Origin of the sequence: Paenarthrobacter nitroguajacolicus (genome assembly GCF_031455195.1) — a bacterium.
Classification (GTDB): Bacteria; Actinomycetota; Actinomycetes; order Actinomycetales; family Micrococcaceae; genus Arthrobacter; species Arthrobacter nitroguajacolicus_D.
Genome location: NZ_JAVDSH010000001.1, coordinates 784,678 through 807,673, shown reverse-complemented (window position 1 = coordinate 807,673; position 22,996 = coordinate 784,678). Strand labels below are relative to the sequence as shown.

The 22,996-nt window shown below is 63.8% G+C and carries 21 protein-coding genes and 1 riboswitch; of the genes, 20 read left to right on the top strand and 1 reads right to left on the bottom strand.

The window, feature by feature from the left end; all coding sequences use genetic code 11:
• The first annotated feature begins 75 nt into the window (after nt 1–75).
• A riboswitch (FMN riboswitch) is annotated at nt 76–231 on the top strand.
• A gap of 89 nt (nt 232–320) precedes the next feature.
• The 9 genes from pnuC to hisF all read left to right on the top strand — a co-directional run bounded on the left by pnuC (nt 321) and on the right by hisF (nt 6,835).
• Nucleotides 321–1,013, top strand: coding sequence for a nicotinamide riboside transporter PnuC (gene pnuC / locus J2Y68_RS03695; protein WP_309989832.1), 693 nt, complete (start codon nt 321–323; stop codon nt 1,011–1,013).
• A gap of 11 nt (nt 1,014–1,024) precedes the next feature.
• The gene (gene ribD, locus J2Y68_RS03690) at nt 1,025–2,173 is read left to right on the top strand and encodes a bifunctional diaminohydroxyphosphoribosylaminopyrimidine deaminase/5-amino-6-(5-phosphoribosylamino)uracil reductase RibD (protein ID WP_309989829.1); all 1,149 of its coding nucleotides are present in this window, start codon (nt 1,025–1,027) and stop codon (nt 2,171–2,173) included.
• Nucleotides 2,173–2,802: a riboflavin synthase gene (locus J2Y68_RS03685; protein ID WP_309989824.1), complete on the top strand. Its 630-nt coding sequence runs from the start codon at nt 2,173–2,175 to the stop codon at nt 2,800–2,802. The genes ribD and J2Y68_RS03685 overlap by 1 nt, the downstream gene beginning before the upstream one ends.
• Nucleotides 2,799–3,494 carry a 3,4-dihydroxy-2-butanone-4-phosphate synthase gene (ribB, locus tag J2Y68_RS03680; protein WP_309989822.1) on the top strand — a complete coding sequence of 232 codons (696 nt, stop codon included), beginning with the start codon at nt 2,799–2,801 and terminating at the stop codon, nt 3,492–3,494. Before J2Y68_RS03685 ends, ribB begins: the two co-directional genes overlap by 4 nt.
• Nucleotides 3,491–4,195 (top strand): GTP cyclohydrolase II, encoded by a 705-nt coding sequence (gene ribA / locus J2Y68_RS03675; RefSeq protein WP_211714119.1) that lies wholly within the window; start codon nt 3,491–3,493, stop codon nt 4,193–4,195. Before ribB ends, ribA begins: the two co-directional genes overlap by 4 nt.
• 18 nt (nt 4,196–4,213) lie before the next feature.
• On the top strand, nt 4,214–4,699 hold the full coding sequence (gene ribH, locus J2Y68_RS03670; RefSeq protein ID WP_309989819.1) for a 6,7-dimethyl-8-ribityllumazine synthase: 486 nt from the start codon (nt 4,214–4,216) through the stop codon (nt 4,697–4,699).
• Nucleotides 4,700–4,803: 104 nt separating this feature from the next.
• On the top strand, nt 4,804–5,067 hold the full coding sequence (locus J2Y68_RS03665) for a phosphoribosyl-ATP diphosphatase (protein ID WP_309989816.1): 264 nt from the start codon (nt 4,804–4,806) through the stop codon (nt 5,065–5,067).
• An 84-nt stretch (nt 5,068–5,151) separates the two neighbouring features.
• Nucleotides 5,152–6,012 carry an ATP phosphoribosyltransferase gene (gene hisG / locus J2Y68_RS03660; RefSeq protein ID WP_167268925.1) on the top strand — a complete coding sequence of 287 codons (861 nt, stop codon included), beginning with the start codon at nt 5,152–5,154 and terminating at the stop codon, nt 6,010–6,012.
• 46 nt (nt 6,013–6,058) lie between these two features.
• Nucleotides 6,059–6,835: an imidazole glycerol phosphate synthase subunit HisF gene (gene hisF / locus J2Y68_RS03655; protein ID WP_211714121.1), complete on the top strand. Its 777-nt coding sequence runs from the start codon at nt 6,059–6,061 to the stop codon at nt 6,833–6,835.
• Between the two features lie 76 nt (nt 6,836–6,911).
• Here the strand turns inward: hisF and J2Y68_RS03650 are convergent, their stop codons facing one another.
• Nucleotides 6,912–7,556, bottom strand: a complete 645-nt coding sequence (locus J2Y68_RS03650; protein WP_309989813.1) for a TIGR03085 family metal-binding protein — start codon at nt 7,554–7,556, stop codon at nt 6,912–6,914.
• An 89-nt stretch (nt 7,557–7,645) separates the two neighbouring features.
• Here J2Y68_RS03650 and hisI point away from each other — a divergent pair, with 89 nt between their 5' ends.
• From hisI to pyk, 11 genes are all read left to right on the top strand, one after another.
• Nucleotides 7,646–8,062, top strand: coding sequence for a phosphoribosyl-AMP cyclohydrolase (gene hisI / locus J2Y68_RS03645; RefSeq protein WP_211714123.1), 417 nt, complete (start codon nt 7,646–7,648; stop codon nt 8,060–8,062).
• Nucleotides 8,063–8,120: 58 nt separating this feature from the next.
• Entirely contained in the window at nt 8,121–9,704 is a 1,584-nt protein-coding gene (locus tag J2Y68_RS03640) for an anthranilate synthase component I (protein ID WP_309989809.1), read from the top strand.
• Entirely contained in the window at nt 9,701–10,306 is a 606-nt protein-coding gene (locus J2Y68_RS03635; protein WP_309989806.1) for a Trp biosynthesis-associated membrane protein, read from the top strand. Before J2Y68_RS03640 ends, J2Y68_RS03635 begins: the two co-directional genes overlap by 4 nt.
• A gap of 134 nt (nt 10,307–10,440) precedes the next feature.
• Entirely contained in the window at nt 10,441–10,713 is a 273-nt protein-coding gene (locus J2Y68_RS03630) for an HGxxPAAW family protein (RefSeq protein WP_309989803.1), read from the top strand.
• A 2-nt stretch (nt 10,714–10,715) separates the two neighbouring features.
• Nucleotides 10,716–11,534 carry an indole-3-glycerol phosphate synthase TrpC gene (trpC, locus tag J2Y68_RS03625; RefSeq protein ID WP_309989800.1) on the top strand — a complete coding sequence of 273 codons (819 nt, stop codon included), beginning with the start codon at nt 10,716–10,718 and terminating at the stop codon, nt 11,532–11,534.
• A gap of 114 nt (nt 11,535–11,648) precedes the next feature.
• Nucleotides 11,649–13,025, top strand: coding sequence for a tryptophan synthase subunit beta (gene trpB / locus J2Y68_RS03620; protein WP_309989797.1), 1,377 nt, complete (start codon nt 11,649–11,651; stop codon nt 13,023–13,025).
• A complete protein-coding gene (gene trpA / locus J2Y68_RS03615) occupies nt 13,025–13,837 on the top strand; it encodes a tryptophan synthase subunit alpha (protein ID WP_309989794.1) in 813 nt (270 codons plus the stop codon). Before trpB ends, trpA begins: the two co-directional genes overlap by 1 nt.
• A 21-nt stretch (nt 13,838–13,858) precedes the next feature.
• Nucleotides 13,859–15,013, top strand: a complete 1,155-nt coding sequence (lgt, locus tag J2Y68_RS03610) for a prolipoprotein diacylglyceryl transferase (RefSeq protein ID WP_309989791.1) — start codon at nt 13,859–13,861, stop codon at nt 15,011–15,013.
• A 259-nt stretch (nt 15,014–15,272) separates the two neighbouring features.
• The gene (gene gltB, locus J2Y68_RS03605; protein ID WP_309989789.1) at nt 15,273–19,886 is read left to right on the top strand and encodes a glutamate synthase large subunit; all 4,614 of its coding nucleotides are present in this window, start codon (nt 15,273–15,275) and stop codon (nt 19,884–19,886) included.
• Nucleotides 19,879–21,336, top strand: coding sequence for a glutamate synthase subunit beta (locus J2Y68_RS03600; RefSeq protein WP_309989786.1), 1,458 nt, complete (start codon nt 19,879–19,881; stop codon nt 21,334–21,336). Before gltB ends, J2Y68_RS03600 begins: the two co-directional genes overlap by 8 nt.
• A gap of 55 nt (nt 21,337–21,391) precedes the next feature.
• Complete coding sequence (gene pyk, locus J2Y68_RS03595) at nt 21,392–22,885, top strand: pyruvate kinase (RefSeq protein WP_309989782.1); 1,494 nt, start codon at nt 21,392–21,394, stop codon at nt 22,883–22,885.
• The last annotated feature ends 111 nt before the right edge of the window (nt 22,886–22,996 follow it).

The window sequence follows — 22,996 nt, the reverse complement described above, 5'->3', positions numbered from 1 at the left end:
GGCCGTCACGGATGTTACGAAGATGGCTGGGAATAGCCTGGACTTCTTTGTAGTTGTGGCAGAATAACAACACACATACGTGCTCCGGGGTCGGTGTAAGTCCGAACCGGCGGTTATAGTCCGCGACCCGCAAGCCATCAGGACCCAAGGTATTTGGGGCTTGGCGGCGAACGGTTGAATCGGTGAAATTCCGGTACCGACAGTTAAAGTCTGGATGGGAGAAGCACGTACAGTCATGCCGTGGGCGTTCCTTCAGTGACGCCCGGCATTGCGCTGTCGTACACCCCCGGAGTCATCGCGGCTTACTGGGAAGGAACGGCATGGACTTACTGCGATGGCTCTTCGAAGCACAGATCCCCGTTGGAGGATCTGCTCTTGTCTTACGCGAAGTGCTAGGAAACATTTTTGGGCTACTCAGCGCCCTCGGCGGCATGCGCCGAAAAGTCTGGGCATGGCCGATGGGTATCGTCGGCAACATCCTTCTGCTCACGGTGTTCCTCGGCAACGTTTTTGGTGCTGCCGCCCCTGCAACGCTGTGGGGCCAGGCCGGGCGGCAGGTCATGTTCATCGCTGTCGCCGTCTACGGCTGGTACCGGTGGCGCCAAGGCCGCGAATCGAGCTCGCAGGGCCGGGCGATTGTTCCCGGCTGGGCCAGTACCAAGGTCCGCATTGCCCTGATCGGTGCGATGATCGCAGGCACCGCCGCGTTGACTCCGCTGTTCGACGCCCTCGGCTCGTACCCCCCGGTCTGGGCCGATGCCTGGACTTTCATGGGGTCGCTGCTGGCTACCTACGGCATGGCCCGGGGATGGACTGAATTCTGGCTCATCTGGGTCGCAGTGGACATCGTAGGCGTGCCTCTGCTGTTCAGCGCCGGTTATTACGCCAGCGCGGTCATGTACCTGTTCTACGGCTTCTTCACCCTCACCGGATTCTTCGTGTGGTGGCGGGCCGAGAAGCGCGAACGGATCCTCGTTCACCCCGGGGCTGCCCCGGTAGGAGCGGCCCGATGAATGACCGGGACATGCCCAGCATTAGCGCCGAACCCAGCAGCGCCGCCGAACCCAGCAGCGCCGCCGAACAAGGAGCCATGGAGGCCGCACTGGCTGCGGCGCTTCGCGGCCCACGGGGGGCGAACCCGCTGGTGGGTGCAGTGATCCTCAGTCCGGAAGGCGAGCACCTTGCTACCGGATATCATCGTGGCGCCGGAACGGCCCACGCCGAAGCTGACGCCATTTCTGAGGCCCGTCGGCAGGGAATCGACACCAGCGGGACCACCATGGTGGTCACCCTCGAGCCCTGCAACCACGAAGGCCGCACCGGCCCCTGCGCACAGGCCATCATCGCCGCCGGAATCGCCAAGGTGGTTTACGCCGTCGACGATCCCCACGACCCAGCCGCCGGCGGTGCCCGGACGCTGCGGGCCGCCGGGGTTGAAGTCCACTCAGGGCTTGCAGCCGGCGAGGCGCGGGACCTGAACCGGGAATGGTTTGAAGCCGTTGCCGCCAAGCGTCCGTTCGTCACCCTGCATATTGCGCAGACACTGGACAGCCGTATCGCGGCTGTGGACGGCACCAGCCAATGGATCTCCAGCCCCGAATCACTGGCAGACAACCATGGCTTGAGGGAGTTGATCGACGCGATCCTGGTGGGCACCGGAACGGTGCTGATCGACAACCCGCGGCTCACGGCACGCACGCCGGACGGGGAGTTGTCCCAACTCCAGCCACTGCGGGCAGTCATGGGACTCAGGGACGTTCCCGCCGACGCCGCAGTGCGGGGAACCGACGGACGATTCGTGCACCTGCCCACCAGGGATCCGGCCCAGGCCCTGGGGCGGCTCTTCGACGAAGGCGCCCGGCACGTGATGGTGGAGGGTGGCTCGAGCATACTCAGCACCTTCCTGGCGGCCGGCCTGGTGGATGAGTTGATCATCTACCTTGCGCCGACCCTACTTGGATCCGGAACGGCCGCACTCAATGACCTGGGGATCACCACCTTGGCCGACGCCCAGCACTGGTCCTGGGACGACGCCGGAGGCGGAGCTGTCCGAACTTTGGGCAATGACCTTCGCCTCCACCTGCGGTCCACCCGGGCCGCCACCAGCAAGAATTCGGTTCCGCAGAAAGTTTTGCACAGTGAAGCTGCGGAATATCTCACAGGAGGACACTGATGTTTACCGGAATCATTGCCGAACAAGGCACTGTACTGGGCATTGAGCACGAAGGCGATGCCAGCGCGACCCTGCGCTTGAAGGCACCGACCACTACCGACGGCCTACCCTTGGGCGGATCAATTGCCGTCAACGGGGTGTGCCTGACCGCCACACGGATCGACGGCCAGGACTTCAGCGTCGATGTCATGGGGGAGACCCTCGTCCGCACCACCATCGGTGAGCTGTCACCGGGGGACACAGTGAACCTGGAACGCTGCGTTCCTGCCGGCGGCCGCCTCGACGGCCATGTGGTGCAAGGCCACGTGGACGGCGTCGGCGAACTCGTGGAGCGTGAAGCGCTGGGCAACTGGGACCGTCTTCGCTTCGGCGTGCCTGCCCCGTTGGCACGGTACATCGCGGAGAAGGGCTCGATCGCCGTCGACGGTGTTTCACTGACGGTGACAGCCGTCAGCGAAGCCGCGGAGACCGCGCCATGGTTCGAGGTGGGACTCATCCCCACCACGCTGGAGGAGACGGGGCTCGGGGCCAAGCCCGTGGGTGGACGCGTCAACCTGGAGGTGGATGTGCTCGCCAAGTACACCGAACGCCTGTTGTCCTTCGCGCCCCAGCAGGGGAGTACCCGATGAGCGTCCCCACTCACTCCGGAACCTCGGCGAACCGTCGCACCGGCCTCGATCCGGTGGAAGCTGCTGTCGCTGCCATGGCAGCAGGCAAAGCGGTCATCGTGGTGGACAACGAAGACCGCGAGAACGAAGGCGACATCATCTTCGCCGCCCAACACGCCACGCCCGCGCTCATGGGCTGGACCATCAGGTATTCATCGGGCGTCATATGCGTCCCACTGGAAGGCGAGCGGGCCGACGCCCTGATCCTGCCGCCCATGGTGGAAATCAACGAAGACGCCAAGGGCACGGCCTACACCGTTTCGTGTGACGCCGCGATCGGCGTCAGCACGGGCATTTCGGCCACCGACCGGGCCCTCACCGCCCGGATCCTGGCTGACCCGGGGAGCTCACCCGCATCGATCACCCGCCCCGGGCATATTTTCCCGCTGCGGGCCGTTAAGGGTGGAGTGCGTGAACGTCCGGGACATACGGAAGCTGCCGTGGACTTATGTCGTCTCGCCGGGCTTGCCCCGGTGGGTGTGATCGCAGAGTTGGTACATGACGACGGTGAAATGATGCGCTTGGACAGCCTGCGCGACTTCGCCTCCGAGCATGGATGCCCCCTCATCTCCATTGAGGACCTGGTGTCATATGTTGGGAAGGCAGAGTCCGGCACGGCACATCATTCACAGGCAGACGAGGAGAAGCGATGACCGCATCGACAACACGCAGCAGCGACCACACGGACCCCGTTCCGCCTTCTGTAAGCGGCGGGCCAATCGTGCAGCTGCCTACGGCTTTCGGCGAGTTCATCGCCCAGGCCTGGACCGATCATGAGACGGGTCATGAACACCTGGCCGTGAGTTCACCGAACCCGCCCAAGGGCGGCAAGGCACCCCTGGTGCGCCTGCATTCCGAGTGCCTCACCGGAGACGTGTTCGGATCCTACCGTTGCGACTGCGGTGAGCAGCTCGCCTTCGCTTTGGAGCTCATCCACGCTGAGGGTGGCACCCTGCTGTACCTGCGCGGGCAGGAAGGCCGCGGGATTGGGCTGGCCAACAAGATCAAGGCCTATGCCCTTCAGGAAGCCGGTTTCGATACCGTCGAGGCCAACGAGCAGCTCGGCCTCCCGGTGGATGCACGCTCCTACAGTGCGGCAGGCCAGATCCTGGCCGAGATGGGCCTGCACGAGGTCCGCTTGCTGAGCAACAACCCCGACAAGCAAAATCGCCTTGCCCAGGCCGGAGTGTCGGTTGTGGAGATGGTTCCCACCGAGGTTCCATCCCGCGAACAGAACCTGCGGTACCTGCAGACCAAAAAAGACCGGATGGACCACCTGCTGGCCCTTGATGTAGAGCCTGTCAGCAACGGCAAAACCCCGGCAGCACGACCCATTGACAAGAACCACGACTGAACGGATCCACAGAACACCATGAGCGGACACGGCGCGCCCACTATCGACCTCACCACCCTCAACCCCGAGGAAACCTCGCAGCTCAGGCTCGCCATTGTCGCGGCCAGCTGGCACACCCAGATCATGGACGGACTGGTGGACGGTGCGCTCCGCGCCGCCAAGGAAGCCGGCATCGCAGAGCCCACTCTGGTGCGCGTGCCGGGCAGTTTCGAGCTTCCCGTTGCAGCAGCCAGGCTCGCCCCGCACTTTGACGCCGTTGTGGCGCTCGGCGTGGTCATCCGCGGCGGAACGCCGCACTTCGACTACGTCTGCCAGGCCGCGACGTCGGGACTCACCGAGGTCAGCGTCCGCACCGGCGTGCCGGTAGGCTTCGGCGTCCTCACCTGCGACACGGAGCAGCAGGGTCTGGACCGTGCCGGCCTGCCGGGTTCGCAGGAGGACAAGGGCCACGAAGCAGTAACTGCAGCCCTCGCGACGGCAGTAACGCTGAAGCAGTACAGCTAGAACCGCGGACTGGAGGGGATGTGGGTGTGTCTTCACTCACATCCCCTTCGTCATGCAACGCCCCAACAAGCGGTGACAGCCCCCGAGCAAGTAGTCTGGAGGGCGTGAAGAATTTCGAGACGCTGTTCGCAGAACTGAGTGAGAAAGCAGCGACCCGCCCGGCAGGTTCGCGCACGGTTGCCGAACTGGACTCCGGAATCCACGGCATTGGCAAGAAAGTGGTCGAAGAGGCCGCCGAAGTGTGGATGGCCGCGGAGTACGAATCGGACGCAGCCGCCGCGGAGGAAATCTCCCAGTTGCTGTACCACCTGCAGGTCCTCATGCTCGCCAAGGGCCTCAGCCTGGAAGACGTTTACAAGCATCTCTAGCCACGCCACTCCGCGCACCCGTCGCGGAGCCCGCTGCGTGGCCGATGTGCCTGAAACCTCCATTCCAAAAAGAAAGTCTCCCCAATGCTCCGTGTAGCAGTCCCCAACAAGGGATCCCTGTCCGAAGCCGCCTCGGCAATGCTGTCCGAGGCCGGTTACCGCCAGCGCCGCGACTCCCGCGAACTGGTCATGGTGGACCCCGACAACGACATCGAGTTCTTCTTCCTCCGTCCCCGCGACATCGCTGTGTACGTCGGCCAGGGAACGTTGGACGTTGGCATCACGGGAAGGGACCTCCTGCTCGACGCCAAGGTCGAAGCCGAAGAACTGCTTCCCCTGGGCTTTGCACCGTCCACTTTCCGGTTCGCCGGCCCCGTTGGTGACTTCTCCGGCGTCGAACAGCTTGAAGGCAAGCGCCTGGCCACCAGCTACGACGGCCTCCTGCGCGACTACCTCGCCGAGCGCGGCGTGAACGCCACGGTTGTCCGCCTGGATGGTGCCGTGGAATCGTCGGTGCGCCTCGGCGTCGCGGACGCCATTGCCGACGTCGTTGAAACGGGCAATACCCTCAAGGCAGCCGGCATGGAGATCTTCGGTGATCCCATCCTGAAGTCTGAAGCCGTACTGATCCGCCGCTCTGGTTCGGGTGGCGCCGCCAACGGGACCGCCAAGGAAATCGACATCCTCATACGGCGCCTGCAGGGCGTCCTCGTGGCACGCCAGTACGTGCTGATGGACTACGACATCCGTAAGGACCTCGTGGAGGACGCCGCGGCACTGACTCCGGGACTTGAATCGCCCACGGTTTCGCCGTTGCGTGACTCTGAGTGGGTTGCCGTGCGGTCCATGGTTCCCAAGAAGGAAACCAACCGCATCATGGACGAGCTCTATGACCTCGGCGCCCGCGCCATCCTGGTCAGCAGCATCCACGCCTGCCGGATCTGATTACCGCATCCATCGAGCAGAGCCCAGCAGAATTTAGGAGCAGCACATGGCTGTAGCCGTACGCGTCATTCCCTGCCTGGACGTCGACGCCGGTCGCGTCGTGAAAGGCGTTAACTTCGAGGGCCTCCGGGATGCCGGCGATCCCGTGGAACTGGCACACCGTTACGACAATGGCGGGGCGGACGAACTGACATTCCTCGACGTCACGGCCTCATCGGGAAACCGCGAAACCACGTTCGACGTCGTTCGCCGGACCGCGGAGGAAGTCTTCATTCCCCTGACCGTGGGCGGCGGCGTCCGTGGCGTTGCGGAGGTGGACAAGCTCCTGCGCTTCGGTGCGGACAAAGCCTCCATCAACACCGCGGCCGTGGCCAGGCCCGACGTCATCGACGAGATCACCCGGCACTTCGGTTCGCAGGTCCTTGTGCTCTCCGTGGACGCCCGCCGTACCCGCGAAGGTGACGTTCCGACGTCGTCCGGTTTCGAAGTGACCACCCACGGTGGCCGCACCGGCACCGGCATCGACGCGATCGCCTGGGCTAAGGAGGCAGCAGATCGGGGCGTAGGTGAAATCCTGCTCAACTCGATAGATGCGGACGGCACCAAGGACGGCTTCGATCTCGAACTGATACGCCTGGTCCGTGCCGCGGTGAACATCCCGATCATTGCATCCGGTGGCGCGGGGAAACCCGCTCACTTCCCGCCTGCGGTGGAAGCGGGCGCGGATGCTGTCCTGGCGGCCTCGGTCTTCCACTTCGGCCCGGACGACATGATTGCCCAGGTGAAAGCCGCCATCCGCGAGGCCGGTTTCGAGGTCCGCTAGCGTTCTTAAACTGCGAGGGGTCACGTCCGGCTCATCATCCCTTTCGGGATGGGCCGGAGGTGACCCCTCGGTTCGTTTAGAGGCCGATGTCCGCTGACTGCAACAGCGCGACGGCGTCCGGCTGGCCTTCGAAGGTGACCAAGGCCTGGCTGGTGCGTCCGTGGGCGTGCATGAGGAGTTCGCCTGGCTCGCCAACGATGGCAACGGAGACAGGGGCGCGCTTGGCCACGTGCCGGGGGCCGGTGGGCCGAACCAGGACGATTCCAAGGTCTACGCCGCGATACAGGAAAGCGGCGCGTTTGATGAGTTCGTCCCAGAGGGCGTCAGAGTAGGCCTCGTCGAGGGCGCGAGGAGCCCAGCGGTCCCCGGCGCGGCGAATGTCCTCGGTGTGGACGAAGTATTCGATGAGGTTTGACGTCTCGTCCAGCGCCTTGATCTTCAAGGGGGAGAAGGCCGGCGGCCCCGCCCGGAACGTCTTTACGAGTTCGGCGTAGGCGTCGGAGTTCTTCAGTTTGGCGGCCAAGTTGGAGGTCGCCTTCTCGGAGGCCTTGCCAAGGCTGGGGATCAGCAGCCCCAGGCCTACGGCGATCTTCCGTTCGCGCAGATACAAATGCGCAGCAAGATCCCTTGTCTGCCACCCTTCGCAGAGCGTGGGGGAGTCAGGGCCGGCCGCAAGTAGGGTCTCGGCCAGTACTTCTCGGGAAGGATCGACGAAATGCATCACTTGTGAAACTAGCACGATCAGGGCGCTCTTGCGCAGTGGAACCGCCGCAGAATCCGGCTCTCCCCAAAGGCACTAGACTTGATTTGATGTCAGAGCAGTCCGCCCCCAGCCCCTCTCCCGCCGCGGAGCTTTCCAGCGACCCCACGGGTCCCTTGCCGCAGGAGATCGCCAGCGCCCTCAAACGCGATTCCGCTGGCCTGGTAGCCGCCATCGTCCAGCAGCACGACACCCACGAGGTCCTCATGCTCGGCTGGATGGACGACGAGGCACTGCACCGCACCATGACAACTGGGCGCGTCACGTTCTACTCCCGTTCCCGGCAGGAGTACTGGCGCAAGGGCGACACTTCCGGACACGTTCAGTTCGTGAAGTCAGTCGCCCTTGACTGCGACGGCGACGCCCTCCTGGTCCGCGTGGACCAGATCGGCGCAGCCTGCCACACCGGTACCCGGACGTGCTTCGACGGCCGCGACCTCAGCGTCGTTACGGGTCACCGCGACTAAGGCACCCACCACTTTCCACTGACGCACCACCTCAGACCAAAAGGCGGAGAAAATAGCCATGCAGGACCTTGGAATCATCAGCCCGGGCCTGGAAGAGTTCCGCGAACTCGCCGTCCACAGCCGTGTCATACCCGTCCGACTCAAGGTCCTGGCCGACGCCGAGACCCCCATTGGCTTGTACCGGAAGCTGGCCAAGGGCCAGCCCGGGACGTTCCTGCTGGAATCCGCAGCAGTCGGCGGCTCCTGGTCCCGCTACTCCTTCATTGGGTCCAAATCCCGGGCCACCCTGACCACTAAGGACGGCCAGGCCCACTGGATCGGCGAACCGCCCGTTGGCGTGCCGGTCTCCGGTAACCCGGTGGAAGCGGTCCGCGACACCATCGCTGCGCTCCAGACGGACCGCTTTGACGGCTTGCCTCCTTTCACGTCCGGCCTGGTGGGTTTCCTCGGCTGGGAGGCCGTGCGCCACTGGGAGCGGCTGACCTCCCCACCGGAGGATGACCTGCAGTTGCCGGAGATGGCTCTGAACCTCGTTACCGACATGGCCGTCCACGACAATGTGGATGGAACAGTGCTCCTCATTGCCAACGCCATTAACTTTGACGACAGCTCCGAGAGGGTGGACGACGCCTGGCACGACGCCGTGGCACGGGTGAAAGGCTTGCTGGACCAGATCAGCACTCCTGTGGCCCAGCCCGTCTCCGTGCTGGAAACAGCCGCCTTGGACTTCGCGTCCAGCGTGCAGGAACGGTGGGATGAAGCCCGGTACCTGGAAGCGATCGACCGCGGCAAGGAAGCGATCATTGACGGCGAAGTCTTCCAGGTGGTGATCTCCCGTCGGTTCGAGATGGAATGCGCGGCCGACCCCCTGGACGTCTACCGTGTCCTGCGCAATACCAATCCCAGCCCGTACATGTACCTCTTCAGCCTTGAGGATGCTGACGGCCGCGAGTACTCGATCGTGGGTTCCTCGCCCGAGGCCCTGGTGACGGTGACCGGTGAGGAAGTCATCACCCACCCGATCGCCGGCTCGCGTCCCCGGGGCAAGACGGTTGAGGCGGACAAGGCGCTGGCTGCCGAACTGTTGGCAGACGAGAAGGAACGCTCCGAGCACCTGATGCTGGTTGACCTTTCGCGGAACGACCTCTCCAAGGTGTGCGTGGCGGGCACGGTGGATGTCACGCAGTTCATGGAAGTGGAGCGGTTCAGCCACATCATGCACCTGGTGTCCACGGTGGTGGGTGAGCTTGCTCCGCACGCCAAGGCATACGACGTCCTCAAGGCCACGTTCCCGGCGGGTACGCTCTCCGGCGCCCCCAAGCCGCGTGCATTGCGCCTCCTGGACGAACTGGAACCGCACCGGCGCGGCATCTACGGTGGCGTCGTAGGCTACCTGGACTTTGCCGGTGACATGGATATGGCCATCGCCATCCGTTCAGCCCTGCTCCGCGAAGGACGTGCCTACGTACAGGCTGGCGGCGGGATCGTGGCGGATTCGCACAAACCCTCCGAAGCGCTGGAGACAGTGAATAAGGCGGCGGCGCCCCTGCGGGCCGTCCACACGGCCGGATCGCTGCAGAACATCTCGGGCGACTCTGTGCGGGACACTGAAAACGCCGACGGCGGGACTCCGGCACCATGAGCACTGAATCGGCAGCGTCGTCCGCCGCGACAACACCCCGCTGGGCGCGTAAATCGACTTTGGTCCTGGCCATGACGGTCCTTGCCCTCCTGGTTTTTGGCGCCACGACGCAGACCTGGATCGAGGTCCAACTGGACCCGAACGGAGCTTCCAACAGCAACCTCCACGTCCAAGGAAACAAGGCGGCTACTGCCGTGACCGCCTTGGCCCTTGTTGCTTTGGCAGGCGGCTTGGCTGCGTCCATCGCCGGGAAGATCGCGCGCTGGGTCATCGCCGCCATTATTGGACTGTCCGCGGTGGGCATTATCCTGGCCGCCATCACCGTGGTGGTGGATCCGCTTGGCGCCGCCCAGGGTTCCATCGCTGCCGCCACGGGCATCTCAGGTGGGCAGGCCAGCGTCACCGCCACGGCATTCCCTATCCTGGCTATCGTGGCGGGCGCGCTCCTGGCGGTCTGCGCTGCGGTATTGCCGGCAGCCGGACGCCACTGGAAGTCCAGGACCAAGTACGATGCCCGAGCTGGCGGTCCGCAGGGCGGCAACGGGCCGGTGGACGAGATCGACAGCTGGGACAGCCTCTCACGGGGTGAAGATCCCACGTAGTCGGCCATCAAACAGTCTTTCGGGCCGGCGCGGCGCAACATAGGCGCCGTGGCCGGTCCTGGCGTCGGACGATGTCCCGGCCGCCGTCAATAAATGGCAGAATGTAAGCAGTATTCATCCTGAGGAGATTTCACATGAGCAAAACCACAGTGTCCGCAAACCAAGCTGAATCCAAGATGGCGAGCCACTCTGACGCCATCGGCCACGGTAATAGCCCGGCTGCCTGGACCTGCGTGATTGTGATGCTGGTCGGTGCCCTGATTTCCTCCATCGCTTTCGTGATTGCCAGCACCCCGATCTTCGTCGGCGGCCTGGTTGTCATGGTCATCGGCCTCATCGTGGGCTTGGTAATGCGCCGTGCGGGCTATGGAGTTGGTGGCAGCAAGCTGCAGAACAACGGCCACTAATCGTGACCGTTCTTGATGACATCATTGTTGGCGTCAAGGAGGACATGGACGGCCGTCGCCGTCACGTCTCCCTTCTGGAGCTAAAGGAACGTGCTGCCGGCGCAGCTCCGGCACGTGACGCGTGGGCTGCCCTCGGAGGCGCCTCCTCTGTTCGCAACGACCTCAAAGTCATCGCAGAAATCAAGCGCCGCAGCCCTTCAAAAGGCGATCTGGCTCCCATCGCGGATCCTGCGTCCCTTGCGGTCCAGTACGCCGACGGCGGAGCTTCCGTCATCAGCGTCCTCACCGAACAGCGCCGTTTCGGCGGTTCGCTGGCCGACCTCGATTCCGTGCGTGCCGCCGTCGGGACTCCCTTGCTTCGCAAAGACTTTACTGTTGACGAGTACCAGATCTGGGAAGCCCGTGCCCACGGCGCCGACCTCATCCTGCTCATCGTTGCAGCACTGTCCGACTCCGAACTCGCAGAGTTCAGTGCGCTCAGCCACGAACTCGGCATGAACGTGCTGGTGGAAACGCACACCGAGAAAGAAATCGAGCGCGCGGTCGCGGCCCAGGCCAAGATTATTGGCATCAACGTCCGCAACCTTAAGACGCTCGACGTCGACCGCTCGGTTTTCGGATCGCTGGCCGGTTTGATTCCGGCCGAGGCCGTCATTGTCGCCGAGTCAGGGGTCAGGAACGCCGACGACGTCTCGCACTACGCAGCGGGTGGCGCCAACGCCATCCTGGTGGGGGAGGCGCTGGTCAGCGACTCCACGCCGCGCGAACGCATCACTGAATTCAAGGCAGCGGGAGCTGCCGCCATCGCCGTCAGAAACTGAGGCAGTCACTGAATCACGGCGAACAGTCATAGGGCAGCCCGGGCGTGAGCCCGCGGCTGCCTTGTGGCAAGTGGAACTACCCAATGAACTAACTGGAACAGGACGGTGAGACTGATGGTCGACGTGCCAACAGCCGGCTCAGAAGAGAATGTGGCTGACGCATTCCTGCAAGGTGGCCCTTCGCTGCGCAACGCATCGGGGCCCTACTTTGGCAGCTACGGCGGACGCTGGATGCCCGAGTCTCTCATCGCCGCCCTCGACGAAGTCCAGGACACCTTTGAGAAGGCCAAGGCTGACCCCGACTTCATCGCGGAGCTGAAGGACCTGAACAAGAACTACTCGGGCCGGCCGTCGCTGCTGACCGAGGCCAAGCGGTTCTCCCAGCACGCGGGCGGGGCCCGGATTTTCCTTAAGCGCGAGGACCTCAACCACACGGGTTCCCACAAGATCAACAACGTCCTTGGCCAGGCATTGCTCGCCAAGCGCATGGGCAAGACCCGTGTCATTGCCGAGACCGGCGCTGGGCAGCACGGTGTTGCCAGCGCTACTGCCGCGGCCTTGCTGGGCCTTGAATGCGTGGTGTACATGGGGGCCGAGGACTGCCGCCGCCAGGCACTGAATGTGGCCCGTATGCAGTTGCTCGGTGCCACCGTAGTTCCCGTGACCAACGGTTCCCAGACGCTGAAGGACGCCATCAACGACGCCCTTCGTGACTGGGTTTCGAACGTGGAGCACACCCACTACCTGCTGGGTACGGCCGCCGGGGCGCACCCGTTCCCTGCCATGGTCCGCTACTTCCACGAGGTCATCGGTGACGAGGCCCGCAGCCAGATCCTTGAGCAAACAGGCAAACTTCCCGACGCCATCGCTGCATGTATCGGCGGCGGCTCGAACGCCATCGGCCTGTTCCATGCGTTCCTTGATGACGCATCAGTGAAGATCTACGGTTTTGAGGCCGGTGGTGAAGGCGTAGAGACCGGCCGTCACGCCGCAGCCATCTCGCTGGGTCGTCCCGGAGTGCTCCACGGAGCCCGTTCGTACCTTATGCAGGACGAAGACGGCCAGACCATCGAGTCCCACTCCATCTCAGCCGGCCTGGACTACCCGAGCGTCGGCCCGGAGCACTCCTACCTGGCGGACATTGGCCGCGTGACGTACGAAGCCATCACCGACACCGAAGCAATGGACGCTTTCAGCCTCCTGTGCCGGACCGAGGGCATTATCCCGGCCATTGAGTCCTCGCATGCCTTGGCTGGCGCCATCAAAATCGGCCAGCGCCTCACCGAAGGCAAGGACAACCCGTCCGAGGTGACGGTGATCGTCAACCTGTCCGGACGTGGTGATAAGGACGTGGAAACGGCCGCTGCCTGGTTCAACATGCTGGATGAGGAAGGGCACGTCAAGGGCACCACCCTGTCCACGCGTAAGCCGAAGGGACCCAGCGAACGGGCCGCCGAAGCCGCTGCGGACGCAAACGAGGACCAGAACTGATGACTGAACAATTCCCCAGCAAATCGGCTGCCGCCATCGACCGCGCCAAAGCCGAAGGCCGCGCGGCCTTGGTGGGCTACCTTCCCGCCGGCTACCCGACGGTGCAGGAAAGCATCGAGGCCGGCATCGCACTGGCCCGCAACGGCGCCGACCTCATCGAAATCGGCATTCCTTACTCTGATCCTGTGATGGACGGCCCGGTCATCCAGGCCGCCACCACCGAAGCGATCTCCAACGGCTTCCGTGTTGCCAACGTGTTCGACGTCGTAGCTGGCATTACCGCCGCCACCGACGCCGCCGTCCTGGTGATGACGTACTGGAACCCGGTCATGCGCATGGGCGTCGACGAGTTTTCCCGCCGCCTGGCCGAAGCAGGGGGAGCCGGGCTCATCACGCCGGACCTCATCCCGGACGAAGCATCCGAATGGTTCGAAGCCTCCGACAAGTACGGCCTCGACCGGGTGTTCCTTGTTGCGCCATCGTCCACGCCCGAACGCCTGGACATGACCGTCAAGGCAAGCCGCGGCTTCGTTTACGCGGTCTCCATCATGGGGGTCACGGGAACGCGGCAGTCCGTCAGCAGCAGCGCGGAGGATGTCGTGGCGCACGCCCACGCGGCAGGTGCCGAGCGGGTATGCGTGGGTCTCGGGGTCTCCAACCCGGACCACGTCCGCGAGATTGCTGCCTACGCGGACGGCGTCATCGTCGGTACCGCGCTGGTGGCGGCACTACGCGACGGCGGCGTGGACGCCGTCGGGCAACTCACCAAGAACCTCAGCGCCGGCTTGGGCCGCGCGGCTGCAGAAGCCTAGGAAAAGGAAACAGCGAAGCGAATGCAGACCGTCCTTCACGCAGCGGCAATGGTCCCACTGAGTATCCCGAGCCCTTCGTGGTCCGGTTTCGACATTCCGCTGCCGTGGGGGACGTTGCGTATCCACGCTTACGCCCTGTGCATCCTTGCGGGCATCATCGTTGGCCTCTGGCTGACTTCGGCACGCTGGAAGCAGCGCGGCGCGCCCGAAGGGAGCCTGTGGGATATCGCCATTTGGGCCATCCCGTTCGGCATTATCGGCGGCCGTCTCTACCATGTGTTCTCGTCGCCCGACGCCTACTTCGGCCCCGGGTTTGACGGTACTGGCGACCTTTCGTTGATTCCGCAGATTCAACGTGGCGGGCTTGGGATCTGGGGTGCCGTGATCCTCGGTGCCGTGGGCGCCTGGATCGGCTGCCGTCGCGCTGGGGTCAAACTGACGGCCTTCCTGGACACAGCAGCTCCCGGTCTTCTTTTGGCCCAAGCCATCGGCCGCCTGGGCAACTGGTTCAACCAGGAGCTTTTCGGTGCGCCGACCACCCTCCCGTGGGGACTCCAGATCGATCCTGCCAATGCCAACTTCCCGGCCGGCATGCCAGCAGACACGCTCTTCCACCCGACATTCCTTTACGAGTTGCTGTGGAACCTCCTTGGCGTCGGCATCCTGCTGATGCTCGACAGGAAGTTCCACTTCCGCTGGGGTCGCCTGTTCTGGCTGTACGCCGTCTACTACACACTTGGCCGGGTGTGGATCGAAGCCCTCCGGATTGACGATGCAGAACAGATCACCCTCTTTGGCCTCACCACCAGGCTCAATGTCTGGACCAGCATTTTTGTCTTCATCGCGGCGCTGCTCATTTTCGTTGCCCTTGGCCGTCGCGGTCGGCCGGTGCCGGACACGCCCTATTTGAAGGGCCGGGAACCCGAAGAGGTAGTCGAAAAGGAACCTGCCACGGTGACGAGCGTCACCAGTCATGATGTGGACGCATCTGTCTCAGATACTGGTTCGCGTGATAATCTCCGTGATAACCAAAGCGATCCGGGCCACGTTGACGAGCCGCAGGATGCTGCAGGGCACTCCGCCAAGGACACCACGTCCGCCGCGGATGCTACATCTGCCGCAACTGCCGTAAGGAAGGCCCCCGGATCCTCGCCGAAGGCAGACGACACCAAGTAGTCGCCGTCGGTAAAGGGGCAACAGAGTCACCGCTCGTAGGGCCCAGTCCACAGCGTCGTGGCACCCCGGAAACCGGATCGCAGCATACCGATGTTCACTGGTCAAGCCGGGGCCAGAGGTCTGCGTAACTGTTCGTTGCGCTGGATCGGCTGGCCTACAATTCCAAGTACTAGCGCTTTGTTATGCCCGTCACAGGGTAGGCAAGGTGGGGCCAACGTTGTCCCTTCCATACGCACGATCTCGAGGAAGGACGTCTCCCATGACCCATCTTCATAACCCCGGTTGGTCCGAAAATATCGAACCTCAGGGTGCCATGTCTCCGTTCAAGCGCTTTGCTGCGCTCCCGGAGGCCCAGGGTCTTTACAACCCTGATAAGGAGAAGGACGCCTGCGGCCTGGCAATTATTGCCACGCTCCGCGGGGAACCGGGATACGACATCGTGGAGGCGGCACTGACCGCCCTCCGCAATCTCGAACACCGCGGTGCTGTTGGCGCCGATGAAGGCACCGGGGACGGTGCGGGCCTGCTCATGCAGGTGCCGGACGAGTTCTTCCGGGCCGTTGCCGAATTTGAACTGCCTGCCCCAGGTCAATACGTGGTGGGCACCGCCTTCCTCCCGGCCGAATCCCGCGAAGCCGATAACGCGAAGGCCGGTATCGAGGCACTCGCCGCTGACGAGGGCCTGACAGTCCTCGGCTGGCGTGAGGTTCCCGTGGTTGCCGACCTCGTCGGTGCTATGGCGCGTGCGTGCATGCCGTACTTCTCGCAGCCGTTCTTTGCCTCGGCCAACGGTGAGCAGCTCGAACACAATGAGCTGGACTCCCGTGCTTGGCGTATCCGTAAGCGGGCGCAGAACAAGTTCGGCGTCTACTTCCCCTCACTGTCCTCGCGCACCATCGTTTACAAGGGCATGCTCACCACCGCGCAGCTCGAGCCCTTCTATCCGGACCTTTCGGACAAGCGCTTCAAGACCAAGCTTGCGATCGTGCACTCGCGCTTCTCCACCAACACGTTCCCGTCGTGGCCCCTGGCGCAGCCGTTCCGCACCATCGCCCACAACGGCGAAATCAACACGGTCAAGGGCAACCGCAACTGGATGCGTGCCCGCCAGTCGCAGCTGGCCAGCCCCCTCCTGGGCTCCGTGCCTGAAGAGTTGTACCCGATCTGCACCCCGGGTGCCTCGGACTCGGCCTCCTTCGATGAAGTGGCGGAGCTCCTCTGGCTCTCCGGCCGCCCCATCACGCACTCCATCATGATGATGATCCCGGAGGCCTGGGAGAACCACGCCACCATGGATCCGGCCCGCCGTGCCTTCTACGAGTACCACTCCCTGCTCATGGAGCCGTGGGATGGTCCGGCAGCTGTGTCGTTCACCGACGGCAGCCTGGTCGGCGCAACCTTGGACCGCAACGGACTGCGCCCCGGACGTTACTGGATCACCGAAGACGGCCTGGTCATCTTCGCCTCCGAGGTTGGCGTGATCGAGGTAGAGCCCTCCAACGTGGTCAAGAAGGGCCGCGTTGCTCCCGGCAAGATGTTCCTGGTGGACACCGAAGCCGGCCGCATCATCGACGACGCCGAGGTCAAGGCGGAAGTTGCTGCGGCCAATCCGTGGGCCGAGTGGCTCAAGGACAACTTGATCGACATCAACGAGCTCCCCGAGCGCGAGCATGTGCTCCACACCGCGGCATCGGTGAACATCCGCCAGCGCACCTTTGGCTACACCACCGAAGAGCTGAAGATCCTGCTTGGTCCGATGGCCCGCACTGGTGCCGAGCCGCTTGGTGCCATGGGTTCGGACACGCCAGTCGCCGTGCTCTCCAAGCGACCGCGGCTGTTGTTCGACTACTTTGTGCAGTCGTTCGCCCAGGTCACCAACCCGCCGCTGGACGCCATCCGCGAGGAACTGGTCACCTCACTGAAGTGTGCCATCGGCCCGAACGGCAACCTGTTGGATGGCAAGCAGGTCCGCCAGCCGCAGATTTCGCTGCCGTTCCCGGTGATCAATAACGATCAGCTCGCCAAGATCGCCAACATTGAAACGCCCGACGGCGACCGCATCGCCATGAAGGTCCGCGGCCTGTACCGCCCCGAGGGCGGGGAAGCGGCCCTCCGTGCCCGCCTGACCGAAATCTGCGAGCAGGTTTCCGGTGCGATCAACCGCGGCGTGCAGTACGTCGTGCTGTCCGACCGTGACTCGAACGCCCAGTGGGCGCCGATTCCGTCGCTGCTCCTTGTCAGCGCTGTCCACCACCACCTGCTTCGCAGCGCCAACCGCACCAAGACCGCCCTGGTGGTCGAGGCCGGCGACGTCCGCGAGACGCACCACGTGGCTGTGCTGATCGGCTACGGCGCGTCGGCTGTGAACCCGTACCTGGCCATGGAATCGGTGGAACAGCTGATCTCCAACGGCGACGTCGTTGGCGTCACGCCTGAAGACGGCGTCTACAACCTCATCAAGGGCCTCGGCAAGGGTGTCCTGAAGATCATGTCCAAGATGGGCATCTCCACGGTGGCTTCCTACACGGGCGCACAAACCTTTGAGGCCCTGGGCCTGTCCCAGGAACTTGTGGATGAGTTCTTCTCCGGCACCCACTCCCAGCTGGGTGGCGTGGGCCTGGACGTCATCGCCGCAGAGGTTTCGGCACGCCACCAGATGGCGTACCCGGAGGGCGGCATCGAGCACCCGCACCAGCCGCTGCTTGGTGGTGGCGAGTACCAGTGGCGCCGCGACGGCGAACCGCACCTCTTCAACCCGGAGACGGTGTTCCGCCTGCAGCACGCAACCCGCGAACGCCGCTACGACATCTTCAAGTCCTACACCAAGGGCATCGATGACCAGTCCGAAAACCTGATGACCCTTCGCGGGCTCCTCAAGTTCAAGGACGGCGTCCGTCCGGCGGTCCCGCTCGAAGAAGTCGAGCCGGTCTCCAGCATCGTCAAGCGTTTCTCCACCGGGGCCATGAGCTACGGCTCCATCTCCAAGGAAGCGCACGAGACCCTGGCCATCGCCATGAACCGGCTCGGCGGAAAGTCCAACACCGGTGAAGGTGGCGAGGACGTTGACCGCCTGCTCGATCCGGAACGCCGTTCGGCGATCAAGCAGATCGCGTCCGGCCGTTTCGGTGTGACCAGCCTGTACTTGACCAACGCCGAAGACATCCAGATCAAGATGGCCCAAGGTGCCAAGCCTGGCGAAGGTGGCCAGCTGATGGCACAGAAGGTCTACCCGTGGGTAGCCCGGACGCGTCACTCCACTCCCGGCGTGGGACTTATTTCCCCGCCCCCGCACCACGACATCTACTCGATCGAAGACCTCGCGCAGCTCATCTATGATGCCAAGCGAGCGAATCCCTCCGCACGGGTACACGTCAAGCTTGTTTCGGAAGTCGGGATCGGCACGGTGGCGTCCGGCGTTACCAAGGCGAAGGCCGACGTCGTGCTTGTTTCAGGTCACGACGGCGGTACCGGCGCCTCGCCGCTGAACTCGCTGAAGCACGCGGGCGTGCCGTGGGAACTCGGCCTTGCCGAAACCCAGCAGACCCTTATGCTCAACGGTCTCCGCGACCGCGTGGTGGTTCAGGTTGATGGCCAGCTCAAGACCGGCCGCGACGTCGTTATTGCTGCCCTGTTGGGTGGCGAGGAGTACGGCTTTGCGACCGCCCCGCTGGTGGTTTCCGGCTGCATCATGATGCGCGTCTGCCACCTGGACACCTGTCCTGTTGGCGTTGCCACGCAGAACCCCGAACTCCGTTCGCGGTTCAACGGCAAGCCCGAGTTCGTGGTCAACTTCTTCGAGTTCCTCGCAGAAGAGGTCCGCGAAATCCTTGCCGAGCTTGGTTTCCGAAGCCTGGAAGAGGCCATCGGCCACGCCGAGGTACTGGACACCCGCGAAGCGATCAACCACTGGAAGGCCGAAGGGCTGGACCTGGACCCGATCCTGCACGGGCTGGAGTTCGACGACGACGTGCCGCTGCGCAACATGACCGGCCAGAACCACGAGCTGGACAAGCACTTCGACCAGCGGTTGATCACCATGGCACAGGAAGCACTCAGCGACCGTATGCCCGTCAAGATCACCTTGGACGTCATCAACACGGACCGTTCCGTGGGTACGATGCTCGGCCACGTGGTGACCAAGACGTTCGGCGTCGATGTGCTGGCGACCGATACCATCGACGTCACGCTCAACGGCACCGCGGGCCAGTCACTCGGCGCGTTCCTGCCCGCCGGTATCACGCTGCGCATGTTCGGCGATTCCAATGACTACGTTGGCAAGGGCCTTTCCGGTGGACGCATCATCGTTCGCCCGGACAGGACCAACGTGTTCCAGGCCGAACGGAACGTCATTGCCGGCAACGTCATCGGTTACGGTGCCACCAGTGGCGAGATGTTCCTGCGTGGCCAGGTGGGCGAACGCTTCCTGGTCCGCAACTCCGGTGCGACCGCAGTCGTGGAAGGTATTGGCGACCACGGTTGCGAGTACATGACCGGTGGCCAGACGTTGATCATCGGCCGGACTGGCCGCAACTTCGGCGCCGGCATGTCCGGTGGTACCGCCTATGTCCTGGACCTCCAGCCTGAGCGCGTCAACAAGATGGCCCTCGATACCGGTGAGCTCCAACTCCTGGAGCTCGACGCCGAGGACCGCGACATTGTCCACGGCCTGCTCACCAAGCACGTCGAGGAAACCGAATCCGTCCTGGCCGGCCGTCTGCTCGAGAACTTCGACGACACCGCCGCCCGCATCACCAAAGTACTGCCGCGCGACTACGCCGCAGTCCTGCAGACCCGTCTCGACGCCATCGAAGAGGGCCTTGACCCCGATGGTGAAGAAGTATGGTCCCGAATCCTGGAGGTAACCGGTGGCTGATCCACGCGGATTTCTGAAAGTCCGGCAGCGCGAAACGCAGCCACGCCGTCCCGTTCCCGTCCGCATCATGGACTGGAAAGAGGTGTACGAAGCTCAGGAAAAGGGCGTCCTGAAGAGCCAGGCCGGTCGCTGCATGGACTGTGGCGTTCCGTTCTGCCACCAGGGCTGCCCTTTGGGTAACTTGATTCCTGAGTGGAACGACCTCGTGTGGCGCGACAAGGGTGAAGAAGCGATTGAGCGCCTTCACGCCACGAACAACTTCCCGGAGTTCACGGGCCGCCTGTGTCCGGCGCCCTGTGAGGCGTCGTGCGTGCTGGGGATCAACCAGCCCGCCGTCACCATCAAGCAGGTTGAGGTCTCGATCATCGACCAGGCCTTTGAGAACGACTGGGTCCAGCCGCTTCCGCCGACACGCCTCACCGGCAAGACGGTGGCCGTTGTTGGTTCCGGTCCCGCGGGCCTGGCAGTCGCGCAGCAGCTGACGCGGGTGGGCCACACCGTTGCCGTTTACGAGCGCGATGACAAGATCGGTGGCCTGCTCCGCTACGGCATCCCCGACTTCAAAATGGAGAAGGAACAGGTTGACCGCCGCCTGGAGCAGATGAAGGCCGAAGGCACGCGCTTCCGGACCGGCGTCGCCGTCGGTACGGACGTCACCTGGGAGCAGCTGCGGCGCCGTTACGACGCCGTTGTTGTCGCCACCGGGGCTACCGTTCCGCGTGATCTTCCCATCCCGGGCCGTGAGCTCGAGGGCGTGCACTTCGCCATGGACTACCTGGTTCCGTCGAACCGGGCCGTCGCGGGGGAGAAGCCCGAGAACCACATCGACGCCCGTGGCAAGCACGTCGTCATCCTGGGTGGTGGCGATACGGGTGCTGACTGCATCGGTACCGCCCACCGCCACCAGGCAGCGTCGGTGACCACGCTCGCGATCGGCAAGCAGCCGCCGTCGGAACGTGCCCTCCACCAGCCCTGGCCAACCTTCCCCACCCTTTTCGAGGTCGCCAGCGCCCACGAAGAAGGCGGCGAACGTACTTACCTTGCATCCACCGTTGAATTTGTCGGAGAAAACGGCAAGCTCACCGGCGTCAAGGTTGCTGAAACCGAGTTCGTGGACGGCAAACGCCTGCCCAAGGCCGGTACTGAGCGGGTTATTCCTGCTGACCTTGTGTTCTTGAGCCTTGGCTTCACCGGCGCTGAGCCGGCAGGGATCACAGAACAGGTCAGCGCAGAGTTCGACGGTCGGGGCAACGTTGCCCGCGACGGCTACTACATGACGAACACCGAGGGTGTGTTCGTTGCCGGCGATGCCGGACGTGGCCAGTCACTGATTGTGTGGGCCATTGCGGAAGGCCGTGCATGCGCGGCCGCAGTGGACAAGTTCCTGATGGGAAGCACCATTCTCCCGGCACCGGTCGCCCCCACCGACCGGGCGATAGCGGTCTTATAGCGCCGGCAGGAACGTTTCTTTTACTCAATCAGCATGAACTACTTAGGGTAGGTATATGAGACGCGCGAAAATTGTGGCAACTTTCGGCCCGGCTATCTCCAGCTTCGACAACACCCTCGCGGTGCTGGAAGCCGGCGTTGACGTTGCCCGCATGAACATGAGCCACGGCGACTACTCCGTACACGACAACACCTACGAAAACGTCCGCAAGGCTGCGGCGCAGCTGCACAAGCCCGTGGCCATCATGGCCGACCTCCAGGGACCCAAGATCCGTCTGGGTCGCTTTGTTGATGGCCCCCACGAGCTGGCCGTCGGTGACACCTTCACCATCACCACCGAAGATGTTCCCGGCACCAAGGACATCTGCTCCACCACGCTCAAGAGCCTCACCGAGGACGTCAACGTAGGCGACGCCCTGCTTATCGACGACGGCAAGGTGGCGCTGCGCGCCATCGAGGTTGACGACGTCAAGGTCGTCACCACCGTTACCGTTGGCGGCAAGGTCTCCAACAACAAGGGCATCAACCTTCCCGGTGTTGCCGTCAACGTCCCCGCACTGAGCGAAAAGGATGAGGACGACCTCCGTTGGGCACTCAAGCGCGGCGCGGACCTGATCGCACTCTCGTTCGTGCGTGACGCTTCGGACATCACCCGCGTCCACGAGATCATGGACGAAGAAGGCCGCCGTGTGCCGGTGATCGCCAAGATCGAAAAGCCGCAGGCAGTGGAGCAGCTCCACGAAATCATCGACGCCTTCGATGCCATCATGGTTGCCCGTGGAGACCTCGGCGTCGAGCTGCCGCTCGAAGAGGTGCCGATCGTCCAGAAGCGCGCCATCGAACTGGCACGCCGTTGGGCCAAGCCGGTCATCGTGGCCACCCAGGTCCTCGAATCCATGATCGACAACCCGCGCCCGACGCGCGCCGAGGCTTCCGACTGCGCCAACGCAGTTCTCGACGGCGCCGACGCAGTGATGCTCTCCGGTGAAACGTCCGTGGGCCAGTACCCCATCGAAACCGTCAAGGTCATGGCCCGGATCATCGAGTCCACCGAAGTGCATGGTCTTGAGCGCGTCCCCCCGCTGGGCACCAAGCCCAAGACCCGCGGTGGCGCGATCACCCGTGCCGCCGTCGAAATTGCCGACCAGCTGGACGCCAAGTACATCTGTACGTTCACCCAGTCCGGCGACTCGGCACGACGCCTCTCGCGACTGCGGCCCGTCAAGCCGGTCTTCGCTTTCACCCCGGTTGAGCACGTCTGGAACCAGCTCGCCCTTACCTGGGGCATCCAGCCGGTGTTGGTCCCGTCCGTGGGTCACACCGACGAGATGACCGCACAGGTGGACAAGAGCCTGCTGGAAATGGAGCTCGTTGACGAAGGCGACCTGGTTGTCATCGCGGCAGGTTCCCCTCCAGGACAGGCCGGTTCCACCAACTCGCTGAAGGTCCACAAGGTAGGCGACCTCGCCGACACGTCCAAGACCGACGAAGGTTCACGCAAGGAACCCGTTGGCCCGTGGCCCGAAAAGAAGTCCAAAGCCAAGGCATAGTTCCTCGGTTGTGAAAGTGGGCCCCGCCGTTTGGCGGGGCCCACTTTTGTTTTGTCTTAGGCGAATACGACGGCGGCCGCCCACCTCGCGTGAGGTGAGCGGCCGACGTCG